Source organism: Mucilaginibacter sp. (assembly GCF_028287845.1).
In the GTDB taxonomy this organism is placed as follows: domain Bacteria; phylum Bacteroidota; class Bacteroidia; order Sphingobacteriales; family Sphingobacteriaceae; genus Mucilaginibacter.
The window spans coordinates 106,459-123,810 of record NZ_JAQBOW010000162.1; the positions used below are offsets into that span (position 1 = coordinate 106,459).

The following is a 17,352-nucleotide window of genomic DNA, read 5'->3' on the forward strand; positions in this document are numbered from 1 at the left end:
GATACTAGCTACTTGTTACTAAACTTCTATCTTTGCCCCCTATGAACATCCTGATCCTCGGCTCGGGCGGAAGGGAAAGCGCCTTCGCCTGGAAATTAGCACAAAGCCCAAAATGCAGTAAACTTTTTATTGCGCCCGGTAACGCGGGTACCGGTCAATACGGCACCAATGTAAACATTGCCGTAAACGATTTTGAAAGCATTAAACAATGTGTTTTAACTAATAGCATTGATTTGGTATTGGTTGGCCCTGAGGAACCTTTAGTTAGAGGCATTCATGACTTTTTCCTGGCGGATGAACAGTTGAAAAACGTGCCGGTTATTGGTCCGCAGGCCGAGGGTGCACAGTTAGAGGGCAGCAAGGATTTTTCTAAGCAGTTTATGGAGAGGCACAACATCCCTGCAGCCACATCAAAAACCTTTACCCGCGATACTTTACAGGAGGGTTTTGATTATTTACCAACCATAGGCCTACCCATAGTTTTAAAAGCCGATGGATTGGCTGCGGGCAAAGGCGTATTAATTTGCCTTACCGTACAAGAGGCCCAACAAGAGCTAATAGAAATGCTTACCGAAGCCAAGTTTGGCGACGCCAGTTCGAAAGTGGTGGTTGAACAGTTTTTACAAGGCATAGAGCTATCGGTATTTGTATTGACCGATGGCAATAATTATAAAATATTACCATCAGCCAAAGATTATAAACGTATTGGCGAAGGCGACACCGGTTTAAACACCGGCGGCATGGGTTCTGTTTCCCCGGTTCCTTTTGCGGATGCCGAGTTTATTAAAAAGGTTGAAGATAGGGTGATCATCCCTACTATAGAAGGTTTAAAACAGGAAGGTATCCCTTACAAGGGTTTTATCTTCATTGGCCTGATGAATTGCGGCGGCGACCCCTACATGATAGAATACAATTGCCGCATGGGCGACCCGGAAACAGAGAGTGTTTTACCACGCATAGAATCCGATTTTGTTGAGCTGCTGTTAGGCGTAGCCGAAGGAAACCTAAACGAGAAAGAACTCATCATATCCAACAAAGTTGCTGCAACAGTAGTTTGTGTTGCAGGCGGCTACCCCGGCGAATATCTAAAGAACAAAGCTATCAGCGGTATGGAGAATGTACGCGGTTCGCACGTTTTCCAGGCAGGTACAACACAACAAGGCGAAGATATATTAGCAACCGGTGGCCGTGTTTTAGCAATTACATCCTTACAAGATAATATGTTTGATGCGCTGCAACAAGCTACTGCCGATGCCAGCAGGATCTATTATGACGGCTGCTATTTTAGGAAAGATATTGGGTTTGATTTGATATAAGCCAGCCTTACCATAACCATAACAACCGCGTCATTGCGAGGAACGAAGCAATCTCTACAACAGACATTCAATAAGATAGATTTCATTTATTGTATAATACTACTAACAGACATCCTGCAATTTGATTTGCATGTGCAGAGATTGCTTCGTTCCTCGCAATGACGCGTGAAAATAAAAAAAGCTTCCTGAAATCAGGAAGCCTTTCTAATATCTAAACTTATTATTTTTAATTTGATGACAACGCCGCTGCGCCACTTACAATTTCGGTAAGCTCGGTGGTGATAGCTGCCTGGCGGGCCTGGTTGTAAGCTAATTTTAATGCTTTCAACAAGTCGCCTGCGTTTTCTGTTGCTTTATCCATTGCGGTCATACGGGCACCATGCTCAGAAGCTACAGAATCTAATACCGCGCGATACAATTGTATCTTGATATTTTTTGGTATCAGCTCTGCAACAATTTCTTCTTGTGATGGCTCCAGTATATAATCAACCTGCGCTGTTTTTACTTCGTCTTTTTTAAGCTCGGTTTTTGGTACCGGTAACAATTGCTCGGTTATCAAAAATTGCATTGCCGCGTTTTTAAAGTGGTTGTACACAATTTCAACACGGTCATACTGTCCTTTTAAAAAGCCTTCCATAATGCTTTCGGTAATTAACGAGGCATTAGCAAAGTTTAAGTTATTGTACAGCTCATTATTGTTACCAATAACATTGTATTTACGGCGCTCATAAAACTCCTGCGATTTTTTACCGATAGCAACTATAGAAACGTTACCCGCTTTTAACTGCTCGCTGTATTTCTCGGCAATCAGGTTATTTGCAGTTTTCATAACGTTAGCGTTAAAAGCACCTGCCAGTCCGCGGTTTGATGATACTGCTACTATCAATACCTTAACAGGCTCACGCTGCTGTAAAAAAGGCGACGAACCATCCTCTAAACTTGCAGACAAGTTTGACAATAATTCCTTCAGCTTACTTGCATATGGGCGTAATTGTACAATAGCGTTGGTAGCACGTTTCAACTTAGCTGCCGAAACCATTTTCATGGCCTTGGTGATCTGCTGCGTTGACGATACCGACGATATCCTGTTTCTTACTTCTTTTAAATTAGCCATTCTTTTTTTGAGTATTAAGTATCGAGTATCAAGTAGCAAGACTTAAATACCCAATACTAATCACTTTATTCATCAAGTAAGAATCAAATCTTGTTACTTGATACTAACTACTTGATACCAGCTACTAATTGTAATTCGCTACCAGTTCTTTAGCTACTGTTTCCAGTACGCTTGTTAGCTGGTCATCAAACTTGCCTGCTTTTAATGCAGCAAGCACTTCGGGATGACGCATTTCTAACTGGGTTGTAAATTCGCTTTCAAACTCACGTATTTTATTTACCGGTACAGCACGCATAAGGTTTTTAGTACCTAAGTAAATAATGGCTACCTGTTTTTCAACAGATACCGGCGAATACTGACCTTGTTTTAGTATCTCTACGTTACGCGCACCTTTATCAAGTACGTTTTTAGTAGAAGCATCTAAGTCTGATCCAAATTTTGAGAAAGCTTCCAGCTCACGGTATTGTGCCTGGTCAAGTTTTAAAGTACCTGCTACTTTCTTCATTGATTTGATCTGCGCGTTACCACCTACACGTGATACCGAAATACCCACGTTAATAGCCGGACGAACACCAGCGTTAAACAAGTTAGACTCCAGGAATATTTGTCCGTCGGTAATTGAAATTACGTTGGTTGGGATATAGGCTGATACGTCGCCTGCTTGTGTTTCAATGATAGGCAAAGCTGTTAATGAACCGCCACCTTTTACTATGCTGCGGATAGACTCCGGCAAATCATTCATCGCTTGCGCGATAGAATCATTGGCGTTGATCTTGGCGGCACGTTCTAATAAACGGCTGTGCAGATAAAACACGTCGCCCGGATAAGCCTCACGGCCTGGTGGACGACGTAATAATAAAGATACTTCACGATAAGCAACCGCTTGTTTAGACAAGTCATCATAAACAATTAATGCCGGGCGACCGGTATCGCGGAAATACTCGCCGATAGCGGCACCTGCAAACGGAGCAAAGAATTGCATGGTTGCAGAGTCTGAAGCGTTAGCAGCAACAATGATAGAATAAGGCATAGCACCTTTTTCTTCCAGCGCGCGTACAATGTTTGCAACTGTAGAAGCCTTTTGGCCACAAGCTACATATATACAGATAACCGGCTTACCGGCATCATAAAATTCTTTTTGGTTGATGATGGTATCAATACACACCGCAGTTTTACCTGTCTGGCGATCGCCAATTACCAGCTCACGTTGTCCGCGGCCGATAGGGATCATGGCATCAATAGCTTTAATACCTGTTTGCAAAGGCTCTGTAACCGGCTGACGGTAGATAACACCCGGAGCTTTACGCTCTAAAGGCATTTCATAAGTCTGTCCGGCAATTGGTCCTTTACCATCAATAGGTGCACCTAACGTGTTAACAACACGGCCAAGCATACCTTCACCTACGTTTATAGAGGCAATTTTACGGGTACGTTTAACAGTATCGCCTTCTTTAATTTCGTCGCTCTGTCCCAACAATACAACACCCACGTTATCTTCTTCCAAGTTTAATACAATGCCTTGTAAGCCATTGTCAAACTCAACTAACTCGCCTGATTGCACTTTTGTTAAACCGTAAACGCGTGCAATACCATCACCCACCTGGAGTACGGTACCCACTTCTTCTAATTCAGATTCTGACTTGAAACCCGCCAACTGCTGACGCAAAATTGCCGATACTTCATCTGGTCTTACCTCTACCATAGTTTATTTTAATTTTGAGATTTTATTTATTTTATTAAACAATGCCTTGGGCAAAGTTCTTTTTCAATTTCTTTAAGTTGCTTACAATACTGGTATCTATCTGCCTGTCGCCAACGGTTAATACAAAACCGCCAATCAGCGTTGCATCTACCCTTTCTTCTAATACCACTTCGCCGCCTACCGTTGCTTTTACCTCGGCCAATATCTTAGCCTTGTTAGCTGCTGATAATGGCGTAGCTGATACTACTGTAGCCTGGGTAATGTGTTTTATAAAGTCATACTGGTTAATAAACTCGTGCGCTGTAGCGTATAAAACTTCGCCACGACCCTTGTTTATCATCAGCTTAAAAAACGCGATAGATATTTTATTCACCTTACCTTCAAATAACCCGGTCAGGATATTTAATTTTTTTTGATGAGATATGATAGGATTACCTAAAACTGCAATTAGCTGCGGGTTTGCCTTTAAGGTTTTCAGGAAAAATACCATATCATTATTTAAATCTTCCAAAGCGTTTTGCTCTTGCGAAAGATCAATCAATGATTTGGCGTACCTGGCTGCTACCGTTAATTCTGACATTTTTTATTTCGGATTTCGGATGTTCAATTTCGAATTTACTTATCCTTTAATTCACGTATTTAATTATTTATTCAAACTTCAATTTCCAACTTCTAAATCCGAAATCGAAAATCCGAAATTCGATATTATAATTTTACTTCTTTTAAAAGCTGGCTCACCAACTCGTCTTGTTTTGCCTGATCTGCAAATTGCTGTTTCAATACTTTCTCAGCAATTTCTAATGATAATGAAGCTACCTGGTTCTTAACATCAGCCATAGCAATAGCTTTTTGGTTGTTAATTTCAACACGGGCAAGCTCTATCATGCGCGCACCTTCTGTATGTGCAGCTTCTTTAGCATCGCCAATAATCTGGTCCTTAACTTTTTTAGCTTCATGTAGTATCAGATCACGCTCAACACGTGCCTGCTTTAACAACACTTCGTTTTCATTAGTTAAACGGGCCATTTCATCTTTAGCGGCTTCAGCTTTGCGCAATGAGTCTTCAATAAAGCGTTCTCTATCATCAATGGCGCCCATAATAGGCTTCCAGGCAAATTTAGCAAGCAGGAAAAACAGCACTAAAAATGATACCGTAGTCCAGAATACTAAGCCAATTTCGGGGGTAACTAATTCCATTTTTATATTTTAGAAATTTTTAATTCAACTTTTTAAATAACCTTACCTGTTGCCAACCGCTACAGGTAAGGTTATGTTTCTTCTTTAAGGATTGATTATTTCAAGCCTAAGAATGATACAACCACACCAAACAAAGCAGCACCTTCTACAAGGGCGGCAGCGATGATCATGGCAGTTTGGATTTTTGAAGCAGCTTCCGGCTGGCGGGCAATACCTTCAACGGCTTTACCACCGATTTGACCGATACCGATACCGGCTCCGATTACTGATAAACCTGCACCAAGTGCAGCGATACTTCCAATCATTGTTTTAAATTTAAAAGTTAATATATGTATTATAGTTATTTACTAATTAATGATGAGCTTCCTCAATTGCCGTACCTATAAACAAGGCGGTTAACAACGTAAAAATGAAAGCCTGCAATGCAGCAACCAATAATTCCAACACATCCATAAATACTACGAATGCAACTGATACCGGTGCTATGTATAAAGATTTGAAAACAAATATTAATGATATTAAGCTTAACACAATAATGTGGCCCGCCGTAATGTTGGCAAACAAACGAATCATTAACGCAAACGGACGCGATATAATACCTACCAACTCTATAACCCACCATAACGGCCATATCCAAACAGGCACATCAGCCGGAACAAAAATATGTTTCCAGTAATGTTTGTTGCCGTTTAAATTAACCAGTATTAAAGTTATTAACGCCAGTACAAATGTTACTGCTATATTACCGGTAAGGTTTGACCCCCCGGGAAAGAAAGGCACTAAGCCAATCAGGTTATTTATCCATATAAAAAAAAATACCGTTAACAGCAAAGGCATAAACCTGCGGTATTTATAACCGATGTTTGGGCGGGCAATATCATCCCTTACAAAAAGAATAATTGGCTCCATAAAAGACTGTAAGCCTTTTGGCGCCTGACCCTGGCGCTTTTTATAGGCTGATGATACCGCAATAAATATAATAACTAAAAACAGGATAGACATCCACATACTTATTACGTTGCGGGTAATAGAAAAATCTATCAGCGAGCTATTCAACTTTAATATGGTGGCGCTTGCTAATAAAGTATTATTTGCACCAACAATATTTACTTTATCATTTATTAAACGATAGGTGTAATATTTACCAACATAATCTGCTTTACCATGCTCAAAACGAGCTGCCGAAAAAACCTCAAAACCTTTATCGGTATACAAAATAACCGGTAACGGAACAGACGTGTTTCCTAAAATATGGAAAGAGTGCGAATCGGCAATGTGTTCTAAAATAACCTCGCTTGGTTCAAACTTTTTTTCAACCGCGTTTTCAACGCTTTCAGAGGTTTTTTCTTGCGAAAATACCGGTGCAGAAAACGCCGTTAGTACTAAAAAAACGCAGAAAATCTGCAGGAGTGTAAAAATTTTTGATTTCAAAATTGACCTTTTATACATCTAAATAAAGTTTTTTACTTTAAATTTTGGTTGCGCAAGTTACGCAACAAAACATAAACTTCAAAGGCCGTATTTAAGAAATATAAGTAAAAGAAATTACCCATAAAAACAGCCTTGTCCACCTTATGTTTTAGTACAAAAACCAGGATAAAAATTAAGCAGGCAAACAGCTTAAAAGCGGTAGCACCCATAAAATATTGGGCATACATTTCGGGATCTATGGCTTGCCCTACAAGGATAGCTATCAACACAATTAATGTTAATATAGATATAAATGCAAACAGCCCCCAAAACTGAGGTATTAAATAACTTTGATTGCCTGAATATATTAGATACAAAGGCCCTGCTGCCATTATTATTGTAAATATTATAAAAGGGTAAATTTTAGTAAGAATTTTCAATTTTTTAAAGATCTGATAATAATGAATAATGAAATAAAAACACCGGTTAATGATAATGCGGCGGTTGCCCATTTAGTGGCATGGTTTGCCGCTTCATCAATTTTATAGCCGGCAAAGGTAAACAAACCAATAATAGCTATCATCTGGAAAGCAATGCCTATAAACTTAGAATAATTGGTTCCCGGGCCGTTATCATCCGAATTGCCGGTAGGTTCATTTTTAGCCATGCGCAAATTTATTAAATCCTATTGCATAATCTTTACTAAATTAGCAAGGCTTTTAAAACCACTGTTCGATCTTGAGGCGAAACTACATATTCCCTGTAAATAAGCAAGTTAACTTTTTTCTGTTTGCAATGGTATTTGCCATAGCAGGCTGCTCGTTCGAGAGAAAGACAAACTTTAACCGCGCCATGCAAAATTTAACTGCTCATTATAATATATTATATAATGCAAACGAGTTGTTAAGGCAAAAGCAGGAAACCTATGCAGGCAGTTATATTGATTCGTACGACGGTATATTAAGCGTTTACCGGGACACTATACCACATAGCACCACATCTGATAAAGATCTGGATGCCGCAATAATTAAAGCCAACACCATTATTAACGAAAAAGAACAGAGCCACTATGTGGGCGATGCATATATGGTGCTGGGTAAGGCCAATTTTTTGGCCGGAAAGTTTTTTGACGCTGTCGAGTTCTTTAGCTACGTAATTCGCTCATTCCCCGAAGAAGTTAGCCTTACACAACAAGCAGCAGCGTGGAAGGTACGGGCCTTATTATACTTAAATAACACGCGCGAAGCCAAACTGGCTTTAGATACGGTTTATAAAAACGCCAATCCTAAAAAAACCATTCCGGCTGATGTGTATGCGGCAACCCTACAATATGATATTAATACCAAAAACTATGTCGGCGCAGAAGCGGCAGCTAAAAAGGCTATACTTTATTGTAAAAACAACAGTCAGAAATTACGCTGGACGTTTATTCTTGGGCAACTACAAGAATTAAATCATGAAAACAATGAGGCTTTAATAAGCTATACCCGTATTGTTAAAAGCAATGCCGAGTTCGAGATGGCATTTAATGCCAATCTTAATCGCATACGTATAGAGGATGTGCGGAACGGAATTAAGATGAACCGTACAAGCCTTTTATTGAGTTTGCTCAAAAACGAGAATAATAAAGATTTCCAGGACCAGATATATTACCAGGTTGCCCAGCTTTACCAAGTTAATAAAGACATTAACAATGCCATAAAATATTATAAGTTATCGGTACGTAACAGCTCAAAAAATCAAAACCAAAAGGGCCTCTCCTACCTGCGCATAGCAGATATTGACTTTAATGACAAGGGCGATTATGTAAGTGCTAAAAAATACTATGACAGCACGCTAACTAATCTTTCGCCAAACTATCCCGGCTATCAAACCATACAAAAGAAAAGCAATAACCTGCAGATTATTGTTGATAAATTACAGATAATTGCCCGCGAAGATACTTTGCAAATATTGGCTAAGCTAGACGAAAAAACACGGTCGGTACGTATTGACAATATGGTTAATGCCCAAATTCTGCAGCAACAGGCTATAACAGCCAATAATAATAGTATTGCTGCAGCAACTAAGCCGCTTAATACTAATGCTACGCCAACCGGCCAACCAGCTACAGGCAGCAGCTTTTATTTTTATAATGCCACAGCTGTTAGCCAGGGATATAATGATTTTAAACGTATATGGGGTGGCCGTAAACTGGAAGATGACTGGCGCAGGAGCAGTAAACAAAGCAATAATACGGTTATAAACAATAATACAAATGTTGCACAGCAAAATGTACCTTCTATAACCGACCCTGATGCAGTATTACCGGCAGACATGCGTAAAAGTAAAACTGATGTATCGGCAGGTAATTACCGGAACGATTTATTACAAAATCTTCCCCTTACCCCTGCATTGCTCGCACAATCAAACGCACGCATTTATAACGCTTATTTAGATATAGCCAATTTTTACCGCGATATTTTAGAGGATAAAAATAATGCGATAATAAACTACGAATTATTATTAAGTAAATTTCCTGATGACCCTAATAAGCCTTCAGTATACTATAATTTGTATAGATTGTATAGCGATATTGATATAGAAAAATCAAACGACTATAAAAACAAGCTGGTAAAAACTTACCCCGAAAGCATATTTGCCAAAGTAATTATCGACCCCGATTACAACAAAAAGCTGGATGACAACGATTCGCGGTTTTATGCATCTTATAACACAGTGTATGATCTGTATCGCCAGAAAAAATATAGCCAGGTTATTAGTGTTACCGATAGTTTGTTAAAGCAATATCCCGGCAATAAGCTATTGGTACAGTTGTATTACCTGCGCGCTATAGCGGGTGGGCATTTAGAAAAAACGGCCCCCTTCCGTGCTGATCTGCAGCAAATGATTAACAATTACCCGAACGATCAGTTAATAACACCATTGGTAAAACAGCATTTAGCCTATGTTGATGCTAACTCAGCCGAACTCGCCGCGCAAACTTATGCTATAATGGATAGTGATACTACAGGCGCCTTCTTTTCGCCGCCTATAGCCTATCAAAAAGAAACAGCATATAACCGCAATCGTAGCTATACACCGGTGGTTGATAAACCTGTAGTTAAACCGGCAGAGCAGGTAGGTATAAAAGACAGGCCGCCGGTTAAAGTAACATCAATTACTTTTAACTTGCGAGATAGTACTAACTATTATTTTGTAATAAATGTAAGTACCGGCACAACAGATCTGGCATCATCACGTTTTGGGATTGGGCAGTTTAACCGGGCCAATTTCCAGGCTAATGCAATTAAACATCAGCTAAAAAATGTCGGGCGTGATAATCAGCTAATATATATAGGCCGGTTTTACAATCTTGACGCGGTTAAGAAATATGCCAGGACTATTATCCCGTTATTGCCCCAGATCATGAAAATACCAAATGATAAATACAGTTTTTTTATTATAACACAAGAAAATCTGGATAAATTAGCCGACAAAAAATTATTGGATAATTATATTGATTATTACCAACAAACCTATTAATAAAATGGATGTTAAACTTTCGCAACAAGATATAAAGAGATACAACTGGTACATCTGGAGATTTTTTATAGCCTGCTTTGCATTTGTAATAATACTGATAACGTTAACTACCTTTGGGGTATTTGGCACATTGCCTTCACTGCATGAGTTGGAAAATCCAAAAAGCGACCAGGCATCGGTGGTCTATTCGTCTGATAAACAGATATTGGGTAAATATTATGTTAAAAATCGTTCAAACGTAACTTATAATCAGATATCAAAAGATGTAATAAATGCATTAGTAGCTAAAGAAGATAATCATTTTTTCACCCATTCGGGCGTAGATTTTTGGCGCACATTTACTATTATACCTTATAACTTACTTCTGTTTAAAAAACAGGGAGCAAGTACAATTACACAGCAATTAGCTTTTAATCTTTTTTCGGACACCAATAAAAGAGCGCGTAACCCGGTAAAGCGTGTTATTCAAAAATTAAAGGAATTAATAACTGCCATCCGTATAGAAAAGCATTATACTAAAGAAGAAATCATTACCATGTATTTAAACACGGTAGATTTTGGCGCCAATACATTTGGCATAAAGTCGGCAGCGCAAACCTATTTTAATACTACTCCGGCTAAATTAACAGCCGACCAGGCTGCAGTGTTAATACAAATGTTAACGTCTACAACCCGAAATTCGCCAATTAGACATCCGGATAGGGCAAAAGCCAATCGTGATTTTGTTTTGAACCGCATGGTTAGTGAAGGTTATTTAAGCGAGGGCCAAGCCGCAGAATATAAAGCTAAACCGCTTGGCATAAATTACCACCCTGTTAACCATACTGAGGGGCCAGCCCCATATTTCAGGGATTTTTTAAAGAGGGCTGTTAGGAGATTATTGGATAAAAATTCTATTTATAAATCTGATGGAACGCCCTATGATCTTGATAGCGATGGTTTACAAATATATACCACTATTGATTACGCTATGCAGCAATATGCCGAGGACGCGCAAAGACAATATATGCGTACGCTGCAAGCACAGTTTAATGCGCATTGGAAAAAACGCGATCATAACTATGCCAAAGAGATACATAATTATCAATTGTTAATTGACTCGGGCATGCGCCATTGCGACCGGTATAAAGAACTAAAACTGGAAGGTAAAAGCGAGGAAGAGATACAACAAAACTTTAATACGCCCGATAACATCAACCTGTTTACCTGGCACGGCGATATAGATACCTTAATGCGGCCCATTGATTCTATAGTGTATTGTAAGTTCCTGCTACGCAATTCGTTAATGAGCATGGACCCTACAACCGGCTATGTTAAAGCATGGGTGGGTGGGATTAATTTCGAACATTTTCAAACCGACCAGATATACAGAGGTACAAGACAGGTAGGCTCTACCGCTAAACCGTTTACTTATGCTGTGGCTATTGAAAATGCATACTCTCCTTGTATGCAGGTAAACAATGTGCCCGATACGATTTACACTCCCGGCAGTCCGCCCTGGTGTCCGCATTCGGGCCCAACCGAAACTATTCACGGCATGCTGACGTTGCGCGAAGCCCTGGCCCACTCTCAAAACTGGATAACGGCCCATATCATGAAAGAGCTTACCCCCATACCGGTGGTAGACCTTATTAAACGAATGGGGGTTACAAGTTTTGTACCTGCCTATCCGTCTATTTGCATAGGCAGTTTTGACGCTTCGGTATTTGATATGACGGGCGCTTACTCTGCGTTTGTTAATCATGGCGTATGGACCGAACCTAATTATCTGGTAAAAATTGAAGACAAAAATGGCAATATAATATATACCAACCATGTAAAAAGAAAACAAGCCATGAGTGAGCAAACCGCCTATGTAATGACTTACATGTTAAAAGGGGTTATAGAAATAGGAACCGGACAAAGGCTAAGATGGACCTATAATTTAACCAACCCAATAGGCGGTAAAACAGGTACAACTAATGATAACTCCGACGGTTGGTTTATCGGTATAACGCCGCAATTGGTAACCGGAATATGGACCGGCTGCGAGGACCGCGATATACATTTCAGAACTCAAAGTCTGGGCGAAGGAGCCAATTCTGCATTACCAATTTTTGCATTGTATATGAAAAAAGTGTATGCCGATGGCCAGCTGGGCATAAAAAAGAATGTAGACTTTACGCCGCCAAAGGATCCGCTAACTATTACTTTAGATTGCAATGCTTACAGCCAGCAGCAAAAAGGCACCAATGAGGTGGACAAGAAGCTCAGTTTTTAATAATGTTATACAATAATATCCGAGCGTCATTGCGAATACCCACTAAGGGCCACCCTGGAAAATTGAATGACGTATGCAAAAAAGAAATTACATAAAACGGGTTGTCATTTCGACGAGGAACGAGGAGAAATCTTAAACGCCTGGGCATGGTTGCTTAGCAGGGTGTATAAGATCTCTCACTATCGTTCGAGATGACAATTTTTAATTATATTGATAATCAAGGACGTAGTTAAATTAGAATGGAGAAATTCGACTACAGGGCAGCATTAAAAAACATCCCCCATAAACCGGGGGTATACCAGTATTGGAACGAGGATAAGGAGCTTATTTATATTGGTAAGGCTAAGGATCTGCGCAACCGGGTTACCTCTTACTTTAATAAAGACATTAATGTAAATGCCAAAACAAAAGTTTTGGTATCAAAGATTCGCGACATTACGTTTACCATTGTTGATACCGAGGTTGATGCCTGGCTGCTGGAAAACAGCATGATCAAAAAGCACCAGCCGCGCTATAATGTAATGCTAAAGGATGATAAAACTTATCCCTGGATCATTATTAAAAACGAACATTTCCCACGCATATTCTGGACCAGGCGCATTGTTAAAGATGGCTCTAAATACCTGGGGCCGTATGCCTCAGTAAGCATGATGCATGCCATTTTGGGGCTGATAAAAGAAACATACCCGCTACGCACTTGCAACCTGGCACTTACCCGCCCAAATATTGATGCCGGTAAATTTAAGGTTTGTCTGGAGTACCAGTTGGGTAACTGCAAAGGCCCTTGTCAAAATTATCAAACCGAGGATGATTACGATAACAGTATTGAAGAGATTAAAGACATCCTGAACGGTAAAATTGGCGCAGTGCTGCGCAAAATGAAAACCGAGATGGATAACGCCATCACCAACATGAACTATGAGCTGGCGCACCGGCTAAAACGCAAGTTTGACCTGCTGGAGAATTACCAAAGTAAATCAACCGTTGTAAATTCATCTATTACTGATGTGGATGTGTTTAGTATAGCATCCGAAGAGAAAATTGCTTTTGTGAATTTTTTAAAGGTGATGAATGGCACTATCATTCAAACACAAACTATCGAGCTTAAAAAGAGGCTGGATGAAAGCGATGAGGAGTTACTGGAACTGGCTATAATTGAATTTAGAAGCCGGTACAACAGCGAATCTAAAGAGATAATTGTGCCGTTTAAGATAGACCTTGACGACACAACTTTAAAATTTACCGTACCAAAATTAGGCGAGAAAAGAAAGCTGCTTGACCTGTCGCAAAAAAATGTACAGTTCTTTAAAAAAGAACGCATAGACCAATACGAAAAGCTTAACCCCGAAATACGCACCGAGCGCCTGCTAACGCAGATGATGAAGGACCTGCGCATGAACCAACTGCCACGCCATATTGAGTGTTTTGATAATTCAAATTTCCAGGGCAAGTACCCGGTGTCGGCTATTGTGGTATTTAGGGATGGTAAGCCATTTAAAAAAGATTACCGCCACTTTAACGTAAAAACAGTTGTAGGCCCTGATGATTTTGCCACCATGGAAGAAGCTGTTTTAAGGCGCTACCGCAGGGTTTTGGATGAAGACACCGGATTACCCCAGCTCATTGTAATTGACGGCGGCAAGGGCCAGCTATCATCTGCAATGAAGAGTTTGAAACTGTTGGGTATTGAAAAGCAGGTTACCATTATTGGTATTGCCAAACGCCTGGAAGAAATTTATTACCCGGGCGACCAATACCCAATGTACCTCGACAAAAAATCAGAGACGCTAAAGGTTATTCAGTATTTACGGGACGAGGCACACCGTTTTGGCATAACCTTTCACCGTAAAAAGCGCGATAAGGGTACACTGGCTACCGAGCTTGAACTAATTGAAGGCATAGGCAAAACCACTGCCGAAAAGCTGCTTAAATACTTTAAATCTGTTAAAAAAATTCGCGAAGCTGATGCCGAAACTTTGCAGGAAGTAGTTAATGGCAAACAAGCCAAAGCAATAGTAGAATATTTTGGCGGCAGCGGTTTGTAAAGTCAAAATTTAAAAGTAAAAATTCAAAATTTCACTAATTATCATAAAGCAAAAAAGTCAAAACCCTTATCAGCTTTTGACTTTTTAATTTTGATTTTTCACTTAAATCCTAAGCGGATTAGAAAGTCAAAATTAAAAAGTAAAAATTCAAAAACTTATCAACGTATAAAAGCAAAAAAGTCAAAACCTATAAGATTTTGACTTTTTTAATTTTGACTTTTAACTTATTAATACTGCCACAAATTAAGTTCCCAGTCCATTAATGATTTCTTTATTCTTTCAGATTCGTACAAACGATCTATGCCTGTGGCATAATCCTTAATACGTTCATCCTTATCGTTTGATTGTTTTACTATATATCCATGAAACAAGCGTTTCAAGAACACGTCATCAAAGCTTAGGTCGGTTGCATCATTATTGCGGTTATATGCCTCTTTGGTAACCAATACCTGGCGGGCAGCAGGGAAATATATCCAAAATGCCGGCTGATAATCCAAATTTAAGCCTGCTACTTTTTGCTTGATCATTGGTGCTATACCAATAATACGCGGTTCCCAAACAGAGCGTTGTTTATCAAACAACCAATCTTCTTTAATACGAAATTTCACAATACTATCGGCAACAAATTCACCTGCCTGCATTTTAGAGCTAATCTTATCGCCCGTTTTTTTATCAAATACATCAACTGTAGCGCTATCTACCATTTTGGCCTTGGCTTTAGCGGGAGTTAAGGGAGTTGCAAAGCTATCGCCATTAGGGTCATTCTTAGTAGGCATTGGGTCATAAGCAGTTAATTCGCCTGCCGCTACAGCATCCATTAAAGCATCAATTAACCTTGCCTTTGGCGACGCCAGGTAGGCGTTTACTTTTTCGCGCAGGTCAATTTCTTCCCAAACCCTTTTAGCAAATACCACGTCCGACTCGCGTACGTTAGCATACGGTGTTACCTTGTTATTTTGAATATTGGTTTTTTTGTAATATCCATCCAGGGGCCTGTCAAATGGTTTGGCAGGAGCATCCGGAGTAACGGGCGCCTCCGTTATTTTCTTTGAAGTATCAATCGTTGATGATTGTTTAGACACAGCGCCATTTGAAACCGATTTAGCCTGTTTTGGTGCCGGATTACCTGTACCTTTTTTCTTTTTTGTTTGCGCGAATGATGCCACACACGCTAAACAAAGTACACCTAGTAATAATTTCTTTTTCATATGCTTTTAATTTGCAAATAATACAATATTATCAAGGCTTTGCTGTGCACCATCAGGGCCCACGGCAAAAATGTCTTTAAATACAACTGTTGTACCCGGTGTAACAGAATTTAATGCCGTGTGCATATTAGCTGATAATTCGCTCCCTGTTCCTGAAATAGTAATCGGGTCCTGGCGTGGCTTAGAAATTAATAACGTAAACCTGGTAACATTAAACTTAGCATCAAAGTCAAAACCGTCCAGCTTTGCAAAAAGAACATCCTGCGCTTTAATATTGCCAGAGCTTGTTGTTCCTCCTGATTTACCTGCAAACATTGCCTTTGGTGGTGGTATACGTTTTACACGGAATAAAGTTGACCCTAAAGTCATTAATTTTCCTGATATCTGGCCGGATACAGTTATTGTGGCTGTACCCAGCGTAGTTACTGCTGCCGTATAGCCATTACCTGCCGGGGTTAAAGACCCATTTGTAATACTTACTCTAATATCTCCTTTTGCAACACCGGGTGCCGATACCGAAACCGGGTTTGGTACACCGATATATAATACATTCATTTTATCGGGTGATACCACTGCCGATGGTTTTGCTACTGTATAAGTTTGCGGTTCGGTTTTATAAGTTTTAAAAGTACCATCATTTTGTTTAACAGATATTGTACCTATCCAGGTGTGTACACCCTCACTACTGGTGGTGCCTGTATATTTACCACGGCCAGATTCAGTAGGTAACCTGCCACCATCAACGGTAATATCCGGAGATGATTTTGAATCAGACGCTGTCAGGAACACCTCGGCCGTATAAGGCTGGCCAACCAGCACATAACTTGTTGGGGCAACTGCTACTGCCGAAAACTGATCAAGGTTGACTACAGCCTGGTCAACTTCGCCTAATATTTTTTTAATTACTTCGTTTTCTGAGTTTTTTATATCGGCCTGTATCTTTACCAAAGAGGTCATAGCCGCACCCATTGGCATACCTTCGCCAAAATTAGCCTGTTCCCAGCTTTTATTCTGGAACCCAACTCTTGGTGCCGGTGGAAGCGCCTGCAATGGCAGTTTTGCAGCGTTGCGGTCTTTTGGATCTAATAATGCAATTAATCCTTCCCTGGTAGCATCAATTTTTTTATGCAAGTCGTAAGCGTTTCTTTTTCGGTTAACCATCAGGTCAACTGATATATCCACATTTTCCCTGCCTTTATAATCATCCATAACGGGGTCAAAGCCGCCACTTGCATCTTTTAACATAGTTTTTAATGACTCCACATAAGTATTCAGGTCATCAGACATTTTTTTTGCTTTTTTGGCCCTTTCATAAATAGGTTTGGCCCTTTCAGGTTGCTCCTTAAGTTTGGTTTTTTCAAATGCATTAAAAGTATTCTCAATACCAACCTCAACATTTGTTTTGGATGCAACTAAACTATCGCTAATGTTTTTAAACGCGTCAAGCAAACTTTCCGGTACTTCAAGGGCAATAAGGCCCAGCAGTACCAGATATAAAATGTTCATCATCCGCTGCCTTGGGGTTTGTTTACCTCCAGCCATCTTCTATATGTATATATTATTGTTCAAAATTTT

14 protein-coding genes are annotated in these 17,352 nt (G+C 39.8%); 4 read left to right on the forward strand and 10 right to left on the reverse strand.

The features are described 5' to 3' along the window. Positions 1 to 41 precede the first annotated feature (41 nt). Complete coding sequence (gene purD, locus JWP71_RS16435) at positions 42 to 1,316, forward strand: phosphoribosylamine--glycine ligase (protein WP_299502189.1); 1,275 nt, start codon at positions 42 to 44, stop codon at positions 1,314 to 1,316. 226 nt (positions 1,317 to 1,542) lie between these two features. On the opposite strand, the gene atpG is transcribed toward purD, so the two are convergent. The 8 genes from atpG to JWP71_RS16475 form a co-directional block, all read right to left on the reverse strand. Beyond that, positions 1,543 to 2,430, reverse strand: a complete 888-nt coding sequence (gene atpG, locus JWP71_RS16440; protein WP_299502191.1) for an ATP synthase F1 subunit gamma — start codon at positions 2,428 to 2,430, stop codon at positions 1,543 to 1,545. Positions 2,431 to 2,554: 124 nt separating this feature from the next. After that, complete coding sequence (gene atpA, locus JWP71_RS16445) at positions 2,555 to 4,132, reverse strand: F0F1 ATP synthase subunit alpha (RefSeq protein ID WP_299502193.1); 1,578 nt, start codon at positions 4,130 to 4,132, stop codon at positions 2,555 to 2,557. 34 nt (positions 4,133 to 4,166) lie between these two features. Then, on the reverse strand, positions 4,167 to 4,712 hold the full coding sequence (gene atpH / locus JWP71_RS16450; RefSeq protein ID WP_299502195.1) for an ATP synthase F1 subunit delta: 546 nt from the start codon (positions 4,710 to 4,712) through the stop codon (positions 4,167 to 4,169). A gap of 125 nt (positions 4,713 to 4,837) precedes the next feature. Further along, positions 4,838 to 5,329 carry a F0F1 ATP synthase subunit B gene (atpF, locus tag JWP71_RS16455; RefSeq protein WP_299502198.1) on the reverse strand — a complete coding sequence of 164 codons (492 nt, stop codon included), beginning with the start codon at positions 5,327 to 5,329 and terminating at the stop codon, positions 4,838 to 4,840. A gap of 95 nt (positions 5,330 to 5,424) precedes the next feature. Beyond that, a complete protein-coding gene (atpE, locus tag JWP71_RS16460; protein ID WP_299502200.1) occupies positions 5,425 to 5,634 on the reverse strand; it encodes an ATP synthase F0 subunit C in 210 nt (69 codons plus the stop codon). Between the two features lie 46 nt (positions 5,635 to 5,680). Further along, positions 5,681 to 6,760 (reverse strand): F0F1 ATP synthase subunit A, encoded by a 1,080-nt coding sequence (atpB, locus tag JWP71_RS16465; RefSeq protein WP_299502201.1) that lies wholly within the window; start codon positions 6,758 to 6,760, stop codon positions 5,681 to 5,683. Between the two features lie 32 nt (positions 6,761 to 6,792). Continuing rightward, entirely contained in the window at positions 6,793 to 7,131 is a 339-nt protein-coding gene (locus JWP71_RS16470; RefSeq protein ID WP_299502203.1) for a hypothetical protein, read from the reverse strand. A gap of 44 nt (positions 7,132 to 7,175) precedes the next feature. Continuing rightward, positions 7,176 to 7,406 (reverse strand): AtpZ/AtpI family protein, encoded by a 231-nt coding sequence (locus tag JWP71_RS16475; RefSeq protein ID WP_299502205.1) that lies wholly within the window; start codon positions 7,404 to 7,406, stop codon positions 7,176 to 7,178. A 71-nt stretch (positions 7,407 to 7,477) separates the two neighbouring features. On the opposite strand from JWP71_RS16475, the gene JWP71_RS16480 reads away from it, so the two are divergent. The 3 genes from JWP71_RS16480 to uvrC all read left to right on the forward strand — a co-directional run bounded on the left by JWP71_RS16480 (position 7,478) and on the right by uvrC (position 14,569). Further along, positions 7,478 to 10,264, forward strand: coding sequence for a hypothetical protein (locus JWP71_RS16480; RefSeq protein WP_299502207.1), 2,787 nt, complete (start codon positions 7,478 to 7,480; stop codon positions 10,262 to 10,264). 4 nt (positions 10,265 to 10,268) lie between these two features. Then, entirely contained in the window at positions 10,269 to 12,524 is a 2,256-nt protein-coding gene (locus JWP71_RS16485; RefSeq protein WP_299502209.1) for a transglycosylase domain-containing protein, read from the forward strand. A gap of 239 nt (positions 12,525 to 12,763) precedes the next feature. Further along, positions 12,764 to 14,569, forward strand: a complete 1,806-nt coding sequence (gene uvrC, locus JWP71_RS16490) for an excinuclease ABC subunit UvrC (RefSeq protein ID WP_299502211.1) — start codon at positions 12,764 to 12,766, stop codon at positions 14,567 to 14,569. A gap of 227 nt (positions 14,570 to 14,796) precedes the next feature. On the opposite strand, the gene gldN is transcribed toward uvrC, so the two are convergent. Both gldN and gldM read right to left on the reverse strand, forming a co-directional pair. Continuing rightward, a complete protein-coding gene (gene gldN / locus JWP71_RS16495) occupies positions 14,797 to 15,777 on the reverse strand; it encodes a gliding motility protein GldN (RefSeq protein ID WP_299502213.1) in 981 nt (326 codons plus the stop codon). 6 nt (positions 15,778 to 15,783) lie between these two features. Further along, a complete protein-coding gene (gene gldM / locus JWP71_RS16500; protein WP_299502215.1) occupies positions 15,784 to 17,319 on the reverse strand; it encodes a gliding motility protein GldM in 1,536 nt (511 codons plus the stop codon). Between the last annotated feature and the right edge of the window lie 33 nt (positions 17,320 to 17,352).